The 16,618-nt window shown below is 45.3% G+C and carries 14 protein-coding genes; 10 read left to right on the top strand and 4 right to left on the bottom strand.

The window, feature by feature from the left end; all coding sequences use genetic code 11:
• Positions 1-186: 186 nt before the first annotated feature.
• The 3 genes from ilvD to G9U52_RS29960 all read right to left on the bottom strand — a co-directional run bounded on the left by ilvD (position 187) and on the right by G9U52_RS29960 (position 4,097).
• Entirely contained in the window at positions 187-1,893 is a 1,707-nt protein-coding gene (gene ilvD / locus G9U52_RS29970) for a dihydroxy-acid dehydratase (protein WP_166154687.1), read from the bottom strand.
• Positions 1,894-1,921: 28 nt separating this feature from the next.
• Positions 1,922-2,593: a GntR family transcriptional regulator gene (locus G9U52_RS29965; protein WP_166154607.1), complete on the bottom strand. Its 672-nt coding sequence runs from the start codon at positions 2,591-2,593 to the stop codon at positions 1,922-1,924.
• Positions 2,594-2,828: 235 nt separating this feature from the next.
• On the bottom strand, positions 2,829-4,097 hold the full coding sequence (locus G9U52_RS29960) for an MFS transporter (protein WP_166154605.1): 1,269 nt from the start codon (positions 4,095-4,097) through the stop codon (positions 2,829-2,831).
• A gap of 311 nt (positions 4,098-4,408) precedes the next feature.
• Between G9U52_RS29960 and G9U52_RS29955 the strand changes: the two genes are divergently transcribed.
• The 8 genes from G9U52_RS29955 (at position 4,409) to G9U52_RS29925 (ending at position 11,815) form a co-directional block, all read left to right on the top strand.
• A complete protein-coding gene (locus G9U52_RS29955) occupies positions 4,409-5,443 on the top strand; it encodes an aldo/keto reductase (protein ID WP_166154604.1) in 1,035 nt (344 codons plus the stop codon).
• A 114-nt stretch (positions 5,444-5,557) separates the two neighbouring features.
• Positions 5,558-6,142: a TetR/AcrR family transcriptional regulator gene (locus tag G9U52_RS29950; protein ID WP_166154602.1), complete on the top strand. Its 585-nt coding sequence runs from the start codon at positions 5,558-5,560 to the stop codon at positions 6,140-6,142.
• A gap of 675 nt (positions 6,143-6,817) precedes the next feature.
• Entirely contained in the window at positions 6,818-7,270 is a 453-nt protein-coding gene (locus G9U52_RS41880; RefSeq protein WP_207953304.1) for a LytS/YhcK type 5TM receptor domain-containing protein, read from the top strand.
• Complete coding sequence (locus G9U52_RS29940) at positions 7,243-7,938, top strand: sensor histidine kinase (protein WP_311764943.1); 696 nt, start codon at positions 7,243-7,245, stop codon at positions 7,936-7,938. Before G9U52_RS41880 ends, G9U52_RS29940 begins: the two co-directional genes overlap by 28 nt.
• Before the next feature lie 288 nt (positions 7,939-8,226).
• On the top strand, positions 8,227-9,369 hold the full coding sequence (locus G9U52_RS29935) for an MGDG synthase family glycosyltransferase (protein WP_166154596.1): 1,143 nt from the start codon (positions 8,227-8,229) through the stop codon (positions 9,367-9,369).
• 113 nt (positions 9,370-9,482) lie between these two features.
• On the top strand, positions 9,483-10,502 hold the full coding sequence (locus tag G9U52_RS29930; RefSeq protein ID WP_166154594.1) for an NADP-dependent oxidoreductase: 1,020 nt from the start codon (positions 9,483-9,485) through the stop codon (positions 10,500-10,502).
• 72 nt (positions 10,503-10,574) lie between these two features.
• Positions 10,575-10,775, top strand: a complete 201-nt coding sequence (locus tag G9U52_RS39465) for a hypothetical protein (protein WP_207953303.1) — start codon at positions 10,575-10,577, stop codon at positions 10,773-10,775.
• A 200-nt stretch (positions 10,776-10,975) separates the two neighbouring features.
• Entirely contained in the window at positions 10,976-11,815 is an 840-nt protein-coding gene (locus tag G9U52_RS29925) for an NAD-dependent epimerase/dehydratase family protein (RefSeq protein ID WP_166154592.1), read from the top strand.
• Positions 11,816-12,065: 250 nt separating this feature from the next.
• Here the strand turns inward: G9U52_RS29925 and G9U52_RS29920 are convergent, their stop codons facing one another.
• Complete coding sequence (locus G9U52_RS29920) at positions 12,066-13,082, bottom strand: NAD-dependent epimerase/dehydratase family protein (RefSeq protein WP_166154590.1); 1,017 nt, start codon at positions 13,080-13,082, stop codon at positions 12,066-12,068.
• A gap of 254 nt (positions 13,083-13,336) precedes the next feature.
• Here G9U52_RS29920 and G9U52_RS29915 point away from each other — a divergent pair, with 254 nt between their 5' ends.
• Together G9U52_RS29915 and G9U52_RS29910 are read left to right on the top strand one after the other, a co-directional pair.
• Positions 13,337-13,573, top strand: a complete 237-nt coding sequence (locus tag G9U52_RS29915; RefSeq protein ID WP_166154588.1) for a hypothetical protein — start codon at positions 13,337-13,339, stop codon at positions 13,571-13,573.
• Between the two features lie 192 nt (positions 13,574-13,765).
• The gene (locus G9U52_RS29910) at positions 13,766-16,606 is read left to right on the top strand and encodes a response regulator (RefSeq protein WP_166154586.1); all 2,841 of its coding nucleotides are present in this window, start codon (positions 13,766-13,768) and stop codon (positions 16,604-16,606) included.
• Positions 16,607-16,618 lie beyond the last annotated feature (12 nt).

The raw sequence follows: 16,618 nt of genomic DNA, 5'->3' as shown, positions 1-16,618 counted from the left end.
CGACTACCTGGAATTATCAGATTAAAATTACGGTCGATTACCGACTTAATCGCCAGCGCCTTGCTTAATATTTGCTGATTTCCAGGCTGTTCCTGCATTGAAAACACTAGCTTCTAGTCATAATTTGCGATTGAAGGATATCGATAAAAAAGGAACCGGCTATGAATATACCGGTTCCTGCTTTTCCTAAAGTTCCAAATCCAAATCGGTTACTGCACCTTTGGAAGCCGATGATACAAGCTTGGCATACTTTGCCAATACACCAAAGGGGTACCTGGCTTGCGGCTTGACCCAGTTATTTTTCCTGATTTGCAGCTCTTCGGGCGTAATGTCAAATTTAATTTCCAACGTCTCACTATCGATGGTTACAATATCTCCTGTTTGAAGCAGGGCAATCGGACCGCCGACTTGCGCTTCAGGTGCGACATGGCCAACTACAAATCCGTGCGAGCCTCCCGAGAACCTTCCGTCTGTAATCAGGGCAACCTCACCGCCAAGACCTTTGCCTACCACCATGGCAGTCACAGATAACATCTCAGGCATGCCGGGTCCGCCTTTAGGACCAACATAGCGGATGACCACAACATCGCCTTTGCCGATTTCATCATTCATAATCGCTTGTGTGGTTTCTTCCTCACTGTCGTAGACACGGGCGGGACCTGAGAAACGAAGCATTTTCATGCCGGACATTTTAGCTACAGCACCTTCTGGCGCCAAATTTCCTTTAAGCACGACCAGCGGGCCGCTTTTCTTTAACGGATTGTTAAAAGGGCGGATAATGGTTTGGTCTGCCACTAAATGCGAAGCCTCGCTTAGGTTTTCGGCTATGGTTTTGCCTGTGACGGTCATGCAGTCGCCATGCAAAAGTCCTTGCTCCAGCAGCAATTTCATCACGCCCGGCACACCGCCGACATCGCTTAAATCCTGCATTACATATTTGCCGCTTGGCTTCAAATCGGCCAGATGAGGAACCTTCACGCGAATCGCCTCGAAATCGTCCAGAGATAGATCAACTTGGACCGAATGCGCGATCGCTAGCAGATGCAAGAAGGCATTGGTGGAGCCGCCAAGCGCCATAACGACCGTAATTGCATTCTCAAAAGCTTTTTTGGTCATAATATCCCTTGGATAAATTTTCTTCTCCAAAAGGTTGATTACAAGCTTACCGGCTTCCGCGCACTCAAAGGCTTTATAGTTCGCAATGGCCGAGGTTGAAGAAGATCCTGGAAGGCTCATGCCCATGGCTTCAGCAGCCGCAGCCATCGTATTAGCTGTGTACATACCGCCGCAAGCGCCAGCTCCCGGACAAACTTGGCATTCTACCTGGTACAATTGCTCCGCGTCGATTTTACCTTCATGGTATTGGCCGACAGCTTCAAAGGCTGTCACGATATCCACGTCTTTGCCATCGAGCTTGCCGGGTTGGATCGTTCCGCCATATACATAAACAGCCGGTAAATTCATTCGGCCGATCGCCATAAGGCAGGCCGGGGTGTTCTTATCGCAGCCGCCAATGGCAACCACACCGTCGAAGCGCTCTGCATTTACGACGATTTCGATCGAATCGGCGATGACCTCACGGCTTGGCAGGGAGAACAGCATGCCTTCATGGCCCATGGAAATGCCGTCAGATACCGTAATCGTATTAAAGATCAGCGGCGCGCCGCCGCTTTCCTGGATGCCTCTTTTGGCTTCCAATGCCAATTTATCAATATGCATATTACAGGGAGTCACTTCACTCCAAGTGCTTGCCACACCAATCATCGGCTTCTTGAAATCCTCGTCTTTGAAACCAACTGCCCGCAGCATGGCGCGGTTGGGGACGCGGTTAACCCCTTCACTAATAACGATACTGCGAATACGTAAATCTTCTTTGTTTGTATCCTTGTTCATATCTTGGTCCGACAAAAGTACCAGCTCCTCATATTTTGATCAATTCGTATAGCTCGCCCATAGGTCTTAATAAATTTTGCTTCATCATGCTAGACGCTGCTTCAGGATCACGTCGTTCCAGAGCTTCAATGATCGCCGTGTGTTCATGTACAGAGGCATAAGTAGCAGTGATTGGCTGCTTCAGAAACACATATTTAAAGCGGCGAATATGAATTTGAAGCGAAGAGCTGAATGAGGCTACGTAAGGGTTGTCGGCAATATCGACGATAGCATTGTGAAATTGCTCATCAACCTCCATCGCCTGATACGGCTGCCCGGCTTCAATCGCTTCGGCGAATTGGGCATTAAAGCCCTTAAGTTGTTCAGTCAGCTCCGGCACTATAAGCTTGGCTGCGGACTCGGCGGCAAGCGCGTGCAAAGCGGCAAGCGTGGAATACATTTTAAGAATGTCTTCCTTCTTAATCGATTTCACCCTAGTATCTTTGCCAGGATGCATCTCTACTAGACCCTGCACCTCCAATAGCTGTAAAGCTTCCCGGATCGGTGTCCGGCTTACACCTAAAGCTTCTGCCAATTCAGCATCAACCAGCTTCTCATCAGGCTGGAGGGTTCCATCAATTACCCATCTTTGGATTTGTGAAAACGCACGTTCTTTAGCGGAAATTCTAGTTGGTTTGGAAAAATCACTTGGAATAGGCATCCAATCACCTCAAAAATAGTATATATGCAATATATCGCATATATATATTTAAAACAAGTTTTAGTTGGTTGAAGATCTGTTACCAAGCGCAGGAGAAGCTGACTTCAGGCGCAAAAAAACCGTTCGGTGCTATTTCCGGACGGTTTTTTTGCGCTATGATCTTGGCCAAGCAATGGGCAAAGATGCTGTACAAAAGTCACAATCTTATTGACTGTATGAACTGGATTTGCCTGGATCAAGCAACAGCGGGTGCTGCTTTCTTCAGGGAACGGATTTTGAGCGCTATTAAAGCCGCAAATAGGCAAACAAAGCCCGCGAATACAAAAGGAATCGTATAGCTGCCCAACAGCTCCCGCATAACACCAGCGCCATATGCGGCAGTTGACGCACCTGCCTGATGGGCCACCAATATCCAGCCAAATACCATTCCTGCTTTCTCCCGCCCGAATGTATCGGAGGTTAGCTTGGCGGTAGGTGGCACCGTGGCGATCCAATCGAGCCCATAAAATACAGCAAATATCGTAAGCTGCATATACCCCATTTCGAGTGCATAGGGCAAGAAAATAAGCGAGAGCCCACGAAGCCCATAATACCAGAACAGCAGCCATCTACTGTCAAAGCGGTCGGACAGCCAGCCGGAAAGCGTGGTGCCCACGAGGTCGAACAACCCCATAAGCGCGAGCAGCCCTGCCGCCATTACGATGGGAATATTATAATCCCCACAGGCAGGGATCAGATGCGTGCCGATCAACCCGTTCGTGGAGAAGCCGCAAAGGAAAAAGGTGCCGGCGAGCAGCCAGAACGTCACGCTTCGCATCGCGGAGCCCAGGACAAGAATCGGCGTAAGAAACAGGTTGCCGATGAAGGGAGCCGGCTTGCTGATTTCAGTTGTACCGAGGGCGGCGGCGCCAACGTCAAAGGGATGGTTTCGCATCCAGATGGCCACGACGGGGAGTAAGAACAGCAGGGCTGCGATAATGGTATATACCGCATATCGCCAGCCTATTTCCGTCGTGATTTGCGCAAGCAACGGAAGGAACAGCAGCTGCCCTGTGGCGGCGCTGGCCGTCAGCAGGCCAATAACGAGCCCTTTGTGCTTGACAAACCAGCGATTGGCAACGGTCACACCCAATACATTGGCTAATGTACCCGTCGCAAGCCCGCCAACTATGCCCCATAGCAGTACGAACTGCCAAACCTCTGTCATCATGGGTGTGAAGCCAAGACTGAAGATCAGCACAAGCATGGAGGATACCATCATCCTCCGTATACCAAACCGCGCCATCAGTGATGCGGAGAAGGGACCAACTAATCCGAATAATAAAATTCGGATCGAGATAACCCCGGAGATCGTACTGCGATCCCAGTTGTACTCCTTTTCCAAAGATTGCATCAAGACGCTTGGGAAGGTGCTAATAGCCGCGGATACAAGCAGGGTAAGAAATACAATAGCAATGACAACCCAGCCGTAATAAAATTTGGAAGCCTTTTGCACGTTTGGCATCTTAAATCCTCCTATATTTCTTAATAAAATAACCGGCCAAGCGCATAATGGATTCGTTCATATTTCATTTTTTTTTACTATAGCCTTTAAAGAATGGTCGGTCAAGTATTATTTTTGTGGATTCTTTGATTAAAATAGGTTTATGGTATTAAACAATAAAATTCTCGATTATATATTCCTTATTTGCTTGATATTACTTAAAATATGAAAATAACTAATTATATATTGAAATATTTGGATGAAATACTTGACCTATCGTTCTTTAATTGATATAGTGACAGCTATTCATACAAAGGAGAGGTTGAGGACAAATGGAATATCGGAATTTTGGGCGTACGGGTATAAAGGTAAGCAGCATTACGCTGGGGACTGGAGCATTTGGCAGCTGGGGAAATACGGATGAGGAGGAATGCAAACGCATCGTGGAGGAATCCATTGCGGCGGGCATTAATTTTATTGATACGGCCGATGTGTACGCTGGCGGGGTCTCCGAGGAAATCGTGGGCAAGGCTCTGAAAAGTCGGCGTGAGGAAATTGTGCTCGGAACCAAAGTGGGTATGCAGATGGGCAACGGAATTAATCGAAGGGGCAATTCGAAGCGATGGATTAAAAACGCGTTGGAAGACAGCTTGCGAAGGCTCCAAACGGATTATGTGGATGTATACCAGCTTCATCGGCCGGATCTCGATACAGATATAGAAGAAACACTGGGGATCTTAACGGATCTCGTCAAGGAAGGGAAAATTCGTTATATCGGCACCTCCGGTTTTCAGGCTTGGCAGCTTACCGAGTCCCAATGGGCAAGTGAACGGTGGAAGCTGGAACGTTTTGCAAGCGAGCAACCGCCATATTCGATCCTTAACCGTTCGATAGAGCTTGATGTTCTAGCGGCAGCACAAAAATATGGATTGGGTGTATTGGTATGGAGTCCCCTATCGGGTGGGCTATTGACAGGCAAGTATAGCGTAGGACAAACGGCAGAGGCAGGCTCTAGAGCGGAGCGGTTTAAGGGAAATGTACTAGGGAATGTAGTCGATCCACATCGACCAGAAAACCGGGTGAAATTCGAGAAGATCCATCTGTTGCAGGATTTGGCGAATGAAGCAGGACTAACACTCGCACATATGGCGGTTGCTTTCACGCAGGCACATCCTGCAGTGACTTCGACAATTATCGGCCCACGTACAAGGGGTCAGCTTCAAGAATCCCTCAAAGGTATCGAGCTGCGCTTAAGTACAGATGTACTGGATGCCATCGATAAGATTGTAGCTCCCGGACAAACCTTGGATGACATGGAGCGGGCTTGGGAACCAGGTTGGCTAGCCGTCGCTAACCGCCGTCGCTAACTGCCTAACCGTGCTAAGCTCAGCTAACGGACTATTGAGAAGCTGTCAGTGTGCATAGTTGATTGATCATTCTTAAATGGATATAATGGTTTCCATGGGGGGAGGTTGTCCATCATGGCAAGGCCTAGAGAGTTTGACCAAGAGCTTGTGCTGGATCAGGCGATGCATCTCTTTTGGGAGAAAGGCTATGAACGCACATCCATTCAGGATTTATGCAAATATACGGGGATTCACCGAGGCAGCCTGTACGACACGTTTGGAGACAAACATGAATTGTTTCTAACCTGTCTGGATCGGTTTTGGCAGAACGCCAAGGGTCATTCGTTTTTTATTCTGGAAGAGCCTGGGGCTCCGAAAGAGGTTTTGGAACGGTTTTTCGAAATGATCATTGATAATGCCATGAGAGATGAAAAGCATCGGCGTGGTTGCTTCATGATCAATGTAGCGGCTGAGCTCGCACCTATGGATCCTAATATTTCCAAACGTGTAGAAGCGTATAATCTTAGTGTGGAAAACTTGTTTTACAGCTTTTTGTTAAGAGCACAGCAAGCGGGGAGCATTAAGAGTAAGCACAGCCTGCGCCAGCTTTCCCGATTTTTGGCTAATACGAGGCAGGGGCTGTTCGTTATGGGCAAATCCGCTACCGATCGCAAAGTGCTGCAGGATGTGTATAAGGTGGCATTATCTTTTATTACTTGAAGTCCCTAGGGGCTTCTTTTTTATTGCCGGAAAAGTTGTTAAGCCTTCTGATCGATATTTAATGCAAGCTCAGTACATACTCTTCGAAGCTTTTCCATTATATTCATGATAACATAAGAAATATTGGTATACCTATCGAATTAAGCAGCTGTACCTGATTAACGATTAAAGGTGGTCACGAATTATGGTCGAATGTCCTAATTGTTTTAAACAAACGGAGTTCAAAAGGCTTTGTTCGCACTGTGGCGGAATTGTCATTCATACTGTCGAAGAGAAATTTAACTTGCTTGCGGAATCTGTGGAAAAAGTATTAAAGAAGGAAGCATTAAAAAGAAAAAAGAAAAGAGATACAACAAGCTTAATATGGATCTTGGTACTGTTGGGGTCAGTGGTTCTATTCATTATGGGCCTAGATTATATAGTTAAATTGTAAAATAATGGGATATACGTTCTTGCTGCTGAGAGGCAGGTTCAAATTCAACAAAGAGCCCCCGTACCCACTATAAAGGTGGATGCGGGGGCTCTAATGGTATTAGCTTACTTTTGGTCAATGCCATGGTCCACGGAAGCTGCTTGAACCAGTTTACATAATCGCCTTTTTTATTATAAGGCCAACATGGGATAGTTAATTCAACTAGAGCTTCAACTTTTTATATTGTACAATGGCAGTAGGAGGTGACAATTATTAATTATTATACGAATTTTCTTATCAGTCTAAGTGTTCTGGTCACTAGTGCCTATTTATTCAATCTATGTTTTAAATATATATTTCATAATGCGACTTGGAAGACGAAACAGGTGGTATTGGTAGGTGTTTTTATATTTTCGGGATGGCTTACGATGGTTTTTGCTGTTAAAGGGGCAGAATCCACAATATTCGACCTGAGGGCGGTGCCGATCATATTCGGTACGTTGATTTTTCGGGATCCGAGGCTAGTGCTTATAATTAGCTTGGGTATTGCCCTTTCCAGGTATACGATTACAGGGTTTACGAATCCAGCCATTACGGGCTCTATTAATATTTTGTTACTCGGGTGCTTGGCCGCTCTTCTCATTAAATTGTATAACCGAAAATCGTGGACTTATAAAAGGAAGGCGATATTATCGCCAATATGTCCCATGAATTAAAGACACCACTCAATAGCATTATTGCGTTGTCCCAGCTGCTGCAAGAAGATGATTCGAACGGCCAGCAAGAGGAAAAAAGCTATGGAGACATTATTAATGCCTCTGGCAATGAGCTGCTGCAAATGATTAACGATATTTTGGATATTTCCAAGGTCGAAACCGGCAAGATGGAAATCATTTGGGAAATGGTCTCTATAGAAGAAATGATCCAGTTAATTAACTATCAGTTTATTCCAATCACCAAACAGAAGGCGCTCCAATTCCAAGTAGATGTGGAAGCCAATGTTGCTGACAGCTTTATATCGGATGCCCAAAGATTGATTCAAATTTTGCGCAATCTGTTGATAAATGCTGTTAAGTTCACCGAGCAAGGCAGTATTTCTCTGCGGGTACGCATGAACGATAATCCCCAATCCCGATGTATCGTCTTTAGTGTACAGGATACCGGGATTGGCATTGACTTGGACAAGCAGCATTTAATATTTGAGGCGTTTCAGCAGGAAAATGGAGCGTCTACTCGTCGTTATGGAGGGACTGGGCTTGGTTTATCGATCAGCTTAAAGCTCGCAGGTCTGCTTGGTGGAAGCCTTACTATGGAAAGTGTAAAAGGGAAAGGCAGCCGTTTTACTTTAAGCTTGCCGTTACAGCAGGTAGTCCAAGAAGCCTGATAGATATGCTATAATGGGCGCATATGGCGAGGATCAGGAGATAAATCAATGGCTTTTACAGCCAAAAGCTAAATGAAATAGGAATTGACGGTTCTTCCAAATGAACCTATACTTTTAATGATATTTATTTTCGATAATGGTTGGAGCAAATAAGGTGTGACAAGAACTTGATTCTTCGTCCAGGAACGGGCGGCGCTCAAGCTAAATAGGCTTCGTGAGGTCATTCTCGTCCTTCCCAGGGTCGGGATTTTTTGGCGAAAGGCTCGAAATCATCAGGGGGAAATCGAAATGAAGAGCAGTCCAACTCGAATTGTAATTCTTACTGCCAGCTATGGAGAGGGTCATGTACAGACATCCCGCGCCCTGAGACAGTCCTTTGGCAAAGCAGGTATCGAGCAAGTGAAAATTATTGACCTGATGAAAGAAGCACATCCACTTCTCAATAAAATTTCCACTAAGCTTTATATGAAAAGTACGGCAGCCTCCCAATTCGGGTTCGATTATTATGGCTGGAGCTACTACATAACTCGTCATGCTAAACCTAATAACGTCTGGAATCGCTTTTACAACAGACTAGGGATAAAGAGGCTCAAACAACTGATTCAACAAGAGCAGCCGGATGCGGTGATTAGCACATTTCCTTTTGGTGCCGCTCCGTTATTGTGCAAAAGCTTAAATATTCCAAGCTTTACCGTTATTACGGATTTTTCGTTACACTCCCGTTGGCTCCACCCCGATATTGACAAATATTATGTGGCAACGGAGGAGCTTAAAACGGAAATGGTAACGTGTGGTATTGCCGCGCAACGCATTCAAGTAAGTGGAATCCCGCTACGTGAACAATTTGGCCGCCATGCTCTTGAAGATGCTCCTAATAAGCTAAGTGAAAGCTTTCATAAGCTAGATCCGGATCGGAAAACGGTATTACTAATGGCGGGCGCTTACGGATTAAAAGTTATCAATAAAATGATCCGTTCTTTGCTATCTATGCAGGAATGTCAATTGGTGGTCGTTTGCGGAAAAAATGAAAAGCTGGAACGGAGGTTAAAAACCAAATATGCAAATGAGCCCTTTTTACGCATCTTTGGTTTTGTAGATAACATCCATGAGCTCATGTTAATTTCCTCTTGTATGATTACCAAGGCTGGCGGCATTACGTTATCGGAGGCGCTTGTGTTACAGGTGCCTTGTTTTATTTTTAAGCCTTTTGCGGGGCAGGAGAAGGAAAATGCTTTATATCTCGCGAAAAAGCGAATCGCCGCCATATCCAATAGCACAGACGAATTGGCTGTCCAGCTCCGGCATTTTTTCTCCAAAGAAAAATTTGCATCCCAAATAAAGCAACGCATCGAGCTCATCCAAAAGGAGTCAGCGGCAGATTTTATCGTTAAGGATTTGATACATACCATCCGGCAGCTTGCCCATTTGTAGAGTTCTTGGTGTAAAATATGGGGATTAGGGTAATAGTTAGTAAGACTATAAACAAGCAACTATAGATTTTAAAGCAGGATAGGCTTTTAATCATCCATAAAGGAGACTAGAAAATGCCAGCTAATAAGGTGATCAAATTAGTAAGCCGCCCGAAGGAAATGCCAACCCTAGACAACTTTTCCATTGAGGAAGCGCAGATACCTTCGCCTGCGCAAGGGGAAGTGCTCTTGCGTACTTTATATATTTCGGTAGATCCTTACATGCGCGGCAGGATGAATGATGCCAAATCGTACGCTCCACCTTTTGCCTTAAATGAAGCAATAGCCGGAGGCGTCATCAGTGAGGTGGTGGAATCCTATGCCGAAGGCTTTCAAAAGGGGGATGTGGTATTAGGCAATTCGACGTGGACGTTATATTCCGTTGCCAAACCAGAGCGATTAACCGTCATTGATCCTAATATAGCTCCTATTACGACTGCATTAGGTGTACTTGGCATGCCAGGGCTAACTGCATACTTTGGCTTATTGGATATCGGCCAGCCCAAAGAGGGAGAGACTGTTGTGGTCTCAGGAGCAGCGGGAGCTGTTGGCATGATCGTTGGGCAAATTGCCAAAATCAAAGGGGCACGTGTTGTAGGCATAGCCGGATCGGACGAAAAGAACGAGTATTTGATTAAAGAATTAGGCTTTGATGCCGCGATCAATTACAAAACAACCGCGGATCTTCATGCCGAGCTGGCGCAGGCTTGCCCGGATGGAATCGATGTGTATTTTGACAATGTAGGCGGAGCTATATCTGATGCTGCACTTAGTCTTATCAACAAAAATGCGCGAATTCCGATTTGCGGGCAAATTGCTTTGTACAATTTAGGCAAGGCGGATGTTGGCAACCGCATCCAAAGTGTATTGCTGGTCAATACTGCATTGATGCAAGGCTTTCTCGTCGGCCAATACGCCGCCCGATTTCCTGAAGCGGTCAGCCAGCTGGCACAATGGCTGCAACAGAAAAAACTGAAATATGCCGAAAATATCGTAGATGGCTTTGAACAAACACCGCATGCGTTCATAGGGCTATTTACCGGTGATAATTTGGGTAAGCAGCTAGTTAAGGTAGCCGAGCCATCCAATAAATAAAGTTGCTTTTATGACATTTCAAGCTCGTCCCTCGCAGGGCGGGCTTTCAGCGTTGTAGGTATAGCAGCAACTGTGGGAAATTTGGAAGGGCTGGATCAATTTCTGGATCATCTGAATATTGTCCATGGGCTGACTTATATGATTTCTCAGCATGATGCAACGAGCAAGGAGCAATTTTCATTAGACGTGACGATCAATACGTTGTTTTTTCATCCGATTGGGGTGGAAGGGATAATGTGTACATGTCCAAGGTGGACTGGGATAAATGCGTGAAAAGTGACTGAAAACAATAAATGAGGAAGTAAATGGAATCTGGGCTATAGATTCTATGGGAAAGCAGCAGTTCAAGGTTTTATTCTTGGGCTGCTTTTATTTGTGATCTATTCGGCGGCTTCCTATTGTATATTGAAAGGAGATACGATCCCATCCTATGTGGGTAACCTATCCTATGGGTAATCACGGAGGTTGATGCAATGAAGGTAGTAGCAGTTACAGGAGCAAACGGTAGACTAGGAAGCCAGGTTGCAGGAGCTTTATTAGAAAAAGGGTATAAAGTCATTGCCATTGACCAGCATCCGATGAAGCTGCCCAAGTGTACATGCCTGCAGGTCAATCTGGTGAATTTTGGTGAGGTTGTTAGTGCATTGGCAGGAGCTGATGCAGTAGTCCATTTGGCGGCGATTCCAGCTCCAAGGGGCTTTACGAATGAGGTTGTATTTGCCAGTAATGTATTAAGCACCTATCATGTGCTGGAAGCTGCCACGCTATTAGGGATAACGAAGGTGGTTTCGGCCTCCAGTGAGTCCTCCTATGGCTACGCCTGGGCGGAAAAGCCGTTTCATTACCCGTATTTTCCTGTCGATGAGAGCTTCCCCCAGCTACCTGAGGAGTGCTATGGCTTATCCAAAATCGTTAATGAAGCCACTGCTGCTATGTTTCATCGCAAAAATGGAATGCAAATCACCTCACTGCGATTTTCCTGGATTGTCACCTTGGATAAATATGAGCAAATCGAACAAAATGCCAGCGATCCAGGCGAGCAAAAATCAAGCCTATGGAGCTATATCGATATTCGGGATGCGGCGTCTGCATGCTTGGCGGCGTTGGAGAAGGACCATCTAGGCTGCAACGATTTGAATATAACCGCAGATGACACTCTCTGTGAGATGGATACACAAAGCCTGATTAGCACCTATTATCCAGATGTAGCTATCCGTGAAAGCCTGGAGGGGCACCAGGCTCTGGTCAGCAACGCCAAGGCGAAGCAGGTCTTAGGCTGGCATCCCCAATTTTCTTGGCGGCAACAAAAGTAAAAACCATTAGTGTAAAAAATATACGTACAGCGGTATAGAAGCAGACTTTTAGAGGCAACTCGGGAGCTGCTTCTGGCACTTTCGCAGCGGCCGTATTCTCAATTGATACGATTCAATTCGCCACTCACAGCACAACAGGCAGTATGGCCATGCAAGTGGATGATGTCGTTGTAAGCAATTAAGCTTGTTTATATGTAGTTGGCAAAAAAAAGCCGTTCAATCCTCCCATACGGATTTGAACGGCTTGTTTTTAAGCTTCGAACTGTTCCATCTGCTTACTCCACTCCATATAAATATCTGTTAACCGGTTCTCCAGCTGCTCCTTTTCCGGGTCTACAATGCTGCCTTCGCTTTCATACCAATTGAGCATCATCCGCAGGCCTTCGTTTAACGATATGCTCGCTTCAAAGCCGGGGATATCCCTTTTGATTTTGCTATTGTCAAACAGCCCAGAGTAGCTTTTCTCAAATACTAAATGCGCGAATAAGCTAGGGTTTGCTTTTACGAGAAGTTCGGAAGAGATGTGGACGATTTGCGGCTCGATCCCGATAATGTTGCCAAACTCTTCATATAAGTTGTTCCATATGTGCACGTCTTCGTTCGTAGCATGGTAAGCCTGGTTGTAGGTTCGTTTATTCCCAACAGCGCCAACAAATGCTTTAGCCAAATCGGGAGCAAAAGTAAATCCCCAAGGGGTTGTTCCGTCACCAAACATAAGTAGTGGCTTGTTATTGCGGATGCGCTGCACAATATTATAATTTTGTCTGAGCACACCCAGATTGCTGCCGCCAATTCCATAGGTCAATGAGGGCCGAATGATGGTGACCGGAAGCTGCCCTTTACCGATATTGCGTTGTAAATAACGCTCCATTTCAGCCTTTTGAAAGGCATAGGCGAATTCGGGGTTATCGAACAGCTCTTCTGCATCCTCCTTAATCGGAGCGGATTTATAAGGTCTTTTGTATGCAGCAACGCTGGAGCACATAATCAGCTGCCCAGCGCGTTCGTTAAAGGTGCTTACCGTAGAGCGGGCATCGGCTTCATTAAAGCTGATCATATCGATAACGACATCGAACGTCCGCTTCTTCACCGCTTCATTAAAGCTTTGGTTATCCGATTTATCCCCGATTATCCATTCCACATCACTGGAAAATGGCAGCTTCCGGGTTCCCCTGTTAAAGACTACAACCTCATGGCCAGCGCTCAGCAGCTGCGCTACGATCTCCCTGCTAATCACACCTGTTCCGCCTAAAATCAATACGTTCAATCAGGCCACCTCCTTATTCGAGTGCTTTCTTCTCTCTTATTATACTGGAAGAAACCCGTGTTATCATTAACTGGATATGAGGGTACTCCAGGCTTGGATTTAAGCCCATTTAAATTGAAAATATTTCAAATAGCATATTGCAATTACCACTTGTAAGCGTTATTATAATTATTAACACGCACTAAATAACATTTTTTTCTATATAATGTGCACTATTTATGTGATTCTTAATTCTTAATTCAAGAAGGGAATGGATGAACATGACGCAATTAAAAGCTTACCCGGACGTTATGGATAAGATTTATGAGATGCAGGACATTTCCACGGATTGCTACCGCACCGACCCTGAGCTCTTTAGTGTCATTGACAGCCTTGTCCGAGCCTGCGGCCTGATGAAGGATTCATCATCGGAAGCGCATATTAATAGCCAGTTGGAGATGGCTTACAATGGTTTGAAGAAATATAAAACGGAGCGGATGAGCAGCCTATAGGGCTGTTTTTTTTTTTGCATGGGGTTAACAGCATAAAGTCCCGTCAGGAGCAATTCTCTTCCCTGACGTTTTTTTACATGCTTTGACAAATTAGCCGTCAATTCGGGAAATTTTACTATAATAAGGGATATATATTGAAAAGAAAATGCAAGCAGGATAATATGGAAATAAGAGATAGAAACGGGGGACTCTATGAAAATAAAAAGCAAGCTGTTTTTACTATTTTCGGCATTATTTATAAGCATGGTGTTGCTTCTGGGCTATTCTGTTTATACCATCCAACATTTATATGGCTCCATTAACAAAATTGTAAATGAGCAATATGTAAAGGTGCAGCATTCGACAGAGATCCGAATGGAAGTCAACAATATTGCCAAAGCCATTAGAAACTATGCTTTATCAGAATCAGTGGTTGTCAAGCAGCAAGAGCAGACCAAATTGAATGAAGCCCGCGACCGCGGTACGGTAGCTTTATTGGCTTTGGAGAAAATGGCCAATGACCAACAAAATAGGTTAATCATCGATCACCTCAAGGTAGCTGCACTAGAATATATGAATTTTCAGCAAAAGATAATTGTTATGCTTGAGGAAGGTAACAACAAAGAAACCTCTCAGTTACTGACGGAGGATGGGCAAAGGTATCAGCAAAATTTGTTCGATCAAGTTAATGACCTGGTTAGTATTAACCAGTTTATCATGAAGCAGGCTGTAGAAGAATCTGCTTTTGCTAACAATCGTTCGATTCTGCTGTTGGCAATCGCGGCCTTTTTGTTTTTCATTATGGGCGGCATTCTTACCACTTCCGTCACAAGGCAAATTACACGAGGATTAGTAAGAGTTTCCGATGTGATGGGAGGTTTCTCTTTAGGGGTTATTGGTTTAGGTGCGCGGCTGGAAGTAAAGTCCAATGATGAGATTGGTGTGGTTTCCAAGGCATTTAATCAAATGGTTGAGTCTCTAGAGGTACAAAGCGCACGAGAGCAGGAGTGGACAAGGCAGCTTGGGGAGCATGCATGGCTTCATGAGAATATCTCTAATTTTTTCACCTCTATCCAACAAATAGAGGATATTCAAGCCGCAGCAGCAGATGCCTTATTCCAAATTATGCCGCAGCTCGGTGCGGCCTTTGGTGTGATTTACATCAAGGCAGACGTGGCAGAAGGAGCAACCAAGGACAAGCTCGTTAAAATGGCTACATACGCAGCTGGACAACCGGGTGCAACTACCCGCTCCGATTCATTCCAAATGGGAGAGGGGCTTATCGGGCAATGCGCCTTGGAGAAGAAGCGAATTGAGCTGACAGACGTGTCGCCCGAATACTTGGAAATTCAGTCAGGTCTTATTACAGGCGTTCCTAAGCAGGTGTTGATTATGCCGCTATTAGTTGGCGATGAGCTTGAGGGGGTTATTGAATTAGCCAGTCTCAACACATTAACGGCTATACAGATCGATTTTTTGGAGCAGCTCTCAGCGTTGTTAGCCATTCATATCAATAAAATTAAAAACAAATCGCAAATAGGAGCATTGCTTCTGGAATCACAAAGAGTCTCAAAGGATCTTCAGGAGCAGTCCGAGGAGCTCTTGCGCCAGCAAGAGGAATTAGCACATATGAATGCGGAGCTTGAGGAGCATACGGCTGCGCTTGAAGAATCCGAGCACCAATTGCAAAACCAGCAAGCTGATTTGGAGCAGGCCAATGAAGAGCTAAGGGAAAAATCGCAGAAGCTGGAGCTGCAAAACAGCTCACTGGAATTGACGACCTTAACGCTTCAGAACAAAACGGTGGAGTTAACGGAAGCGATAGGCTACAAATCGATGTTTCTGGCCAATATGTCCCATGAGCTAAGGACACCGCTGAACAGTATGCTGATTCTTGCCAAGATGCTGGCGGATAATAAGGACAAGAATCTTACCCCGAAGCAGGTAGAGTATGCTTCGACGGTCTTCTCATCCGGGCAAGATTTATTGGCTTTAATTAATGAAATATTGGAGCTAGCCAAAATCCAATCCAAAAAAGTGGATATGCTGGTTGAACGTGTGGTGCTCTCCGATGTGGTTGGTGCAGTTAAGCGCAATTTCGAAGCGATCGCCCAGCAGAAGGGTATCCAATTTCATGTCCTGCTGAATGCTGGGGTTCCTAGCACCATCCTGATTGACCAACAAAGGCTGATGCAAATCTTGCAAAATTTGCTATCCAATGCCTTCAAATTTACGGAGCGTGGAAGTGTGGCCTTAACCATATCCACGAATCCAAACGGCTCTAAGTCGTTTGCAGAACAAGGGCAGCCCATGATCGAATTTGCCGTCCAAGATACGGGAATCGGTATTGAAAAGGACAAGCTGAATATTGTATTCGAGGCCTTCGTCCAGGCAGATGGCACGACAAGCCGCAAATATGGAGGCACGGGGCTTGGCTTGTCAATCAGCAGAGAAATCGCCCATTTATTAGGCGGTGAAATCAACGTGCAAAGCAAGATAGACGAAGGCAGTACCTTCACTTTCTTAATTCCTATGGACGTTGCAGCTACTGAGGCTATAGAGCCTGTAAAAGCTTTAGTTGTAGATGCGAGAGAGTTAGTAGCTACAACAGCTGAAGACTCTGTTGCACCTGAGCAGCCAGAAATAACCGCGCCCAAGAAATCATCGCTGCCCTTCAATGATATTACCATCCTCTTAGTGGATGACGATATTCGTAATGTGTTTGCTTTATCTAGTGTCTTGGAGTCCTATGGGCTTGACGTTATCTATGCAGAGAATGGCCGCGAAGCGATTGAGGTTTTGCTTAAAAATGATCAAATTCAAATGATCCTAATGGACATTATGATGCCAGAGATGGACGGATATGAGGCTACAAGGCGGATTCGCCAAATGCCGCAATACCATGACCTGCCCATTCTCGCTGTAACAGCGAAAGCGATGAAGGATGACCGCGACCTCTGTATTCAAGCAGGAGCTTCAGATTACATTACAAAGCCGGTTGATATTAAACAGCTGCTATCTTTACTGAAGGTTTGGTTGTATGTTAAGGAGTAGAGGTTGCATGTT

The organism is Paenibacillus agricola (genome assembly GCF_011440305.1).
GTDB lineage: Bacteria > Bacillota > Bacilli > Paenibacillales > NBRC-103111 > Paenibacillus_S > Paenibacillus_S agricola.
The sequence above is the reverse complement of the archived record's forward strand: the minus strand, read 5'-3'. Positions and strand labels throughout refer to the sequence as shown.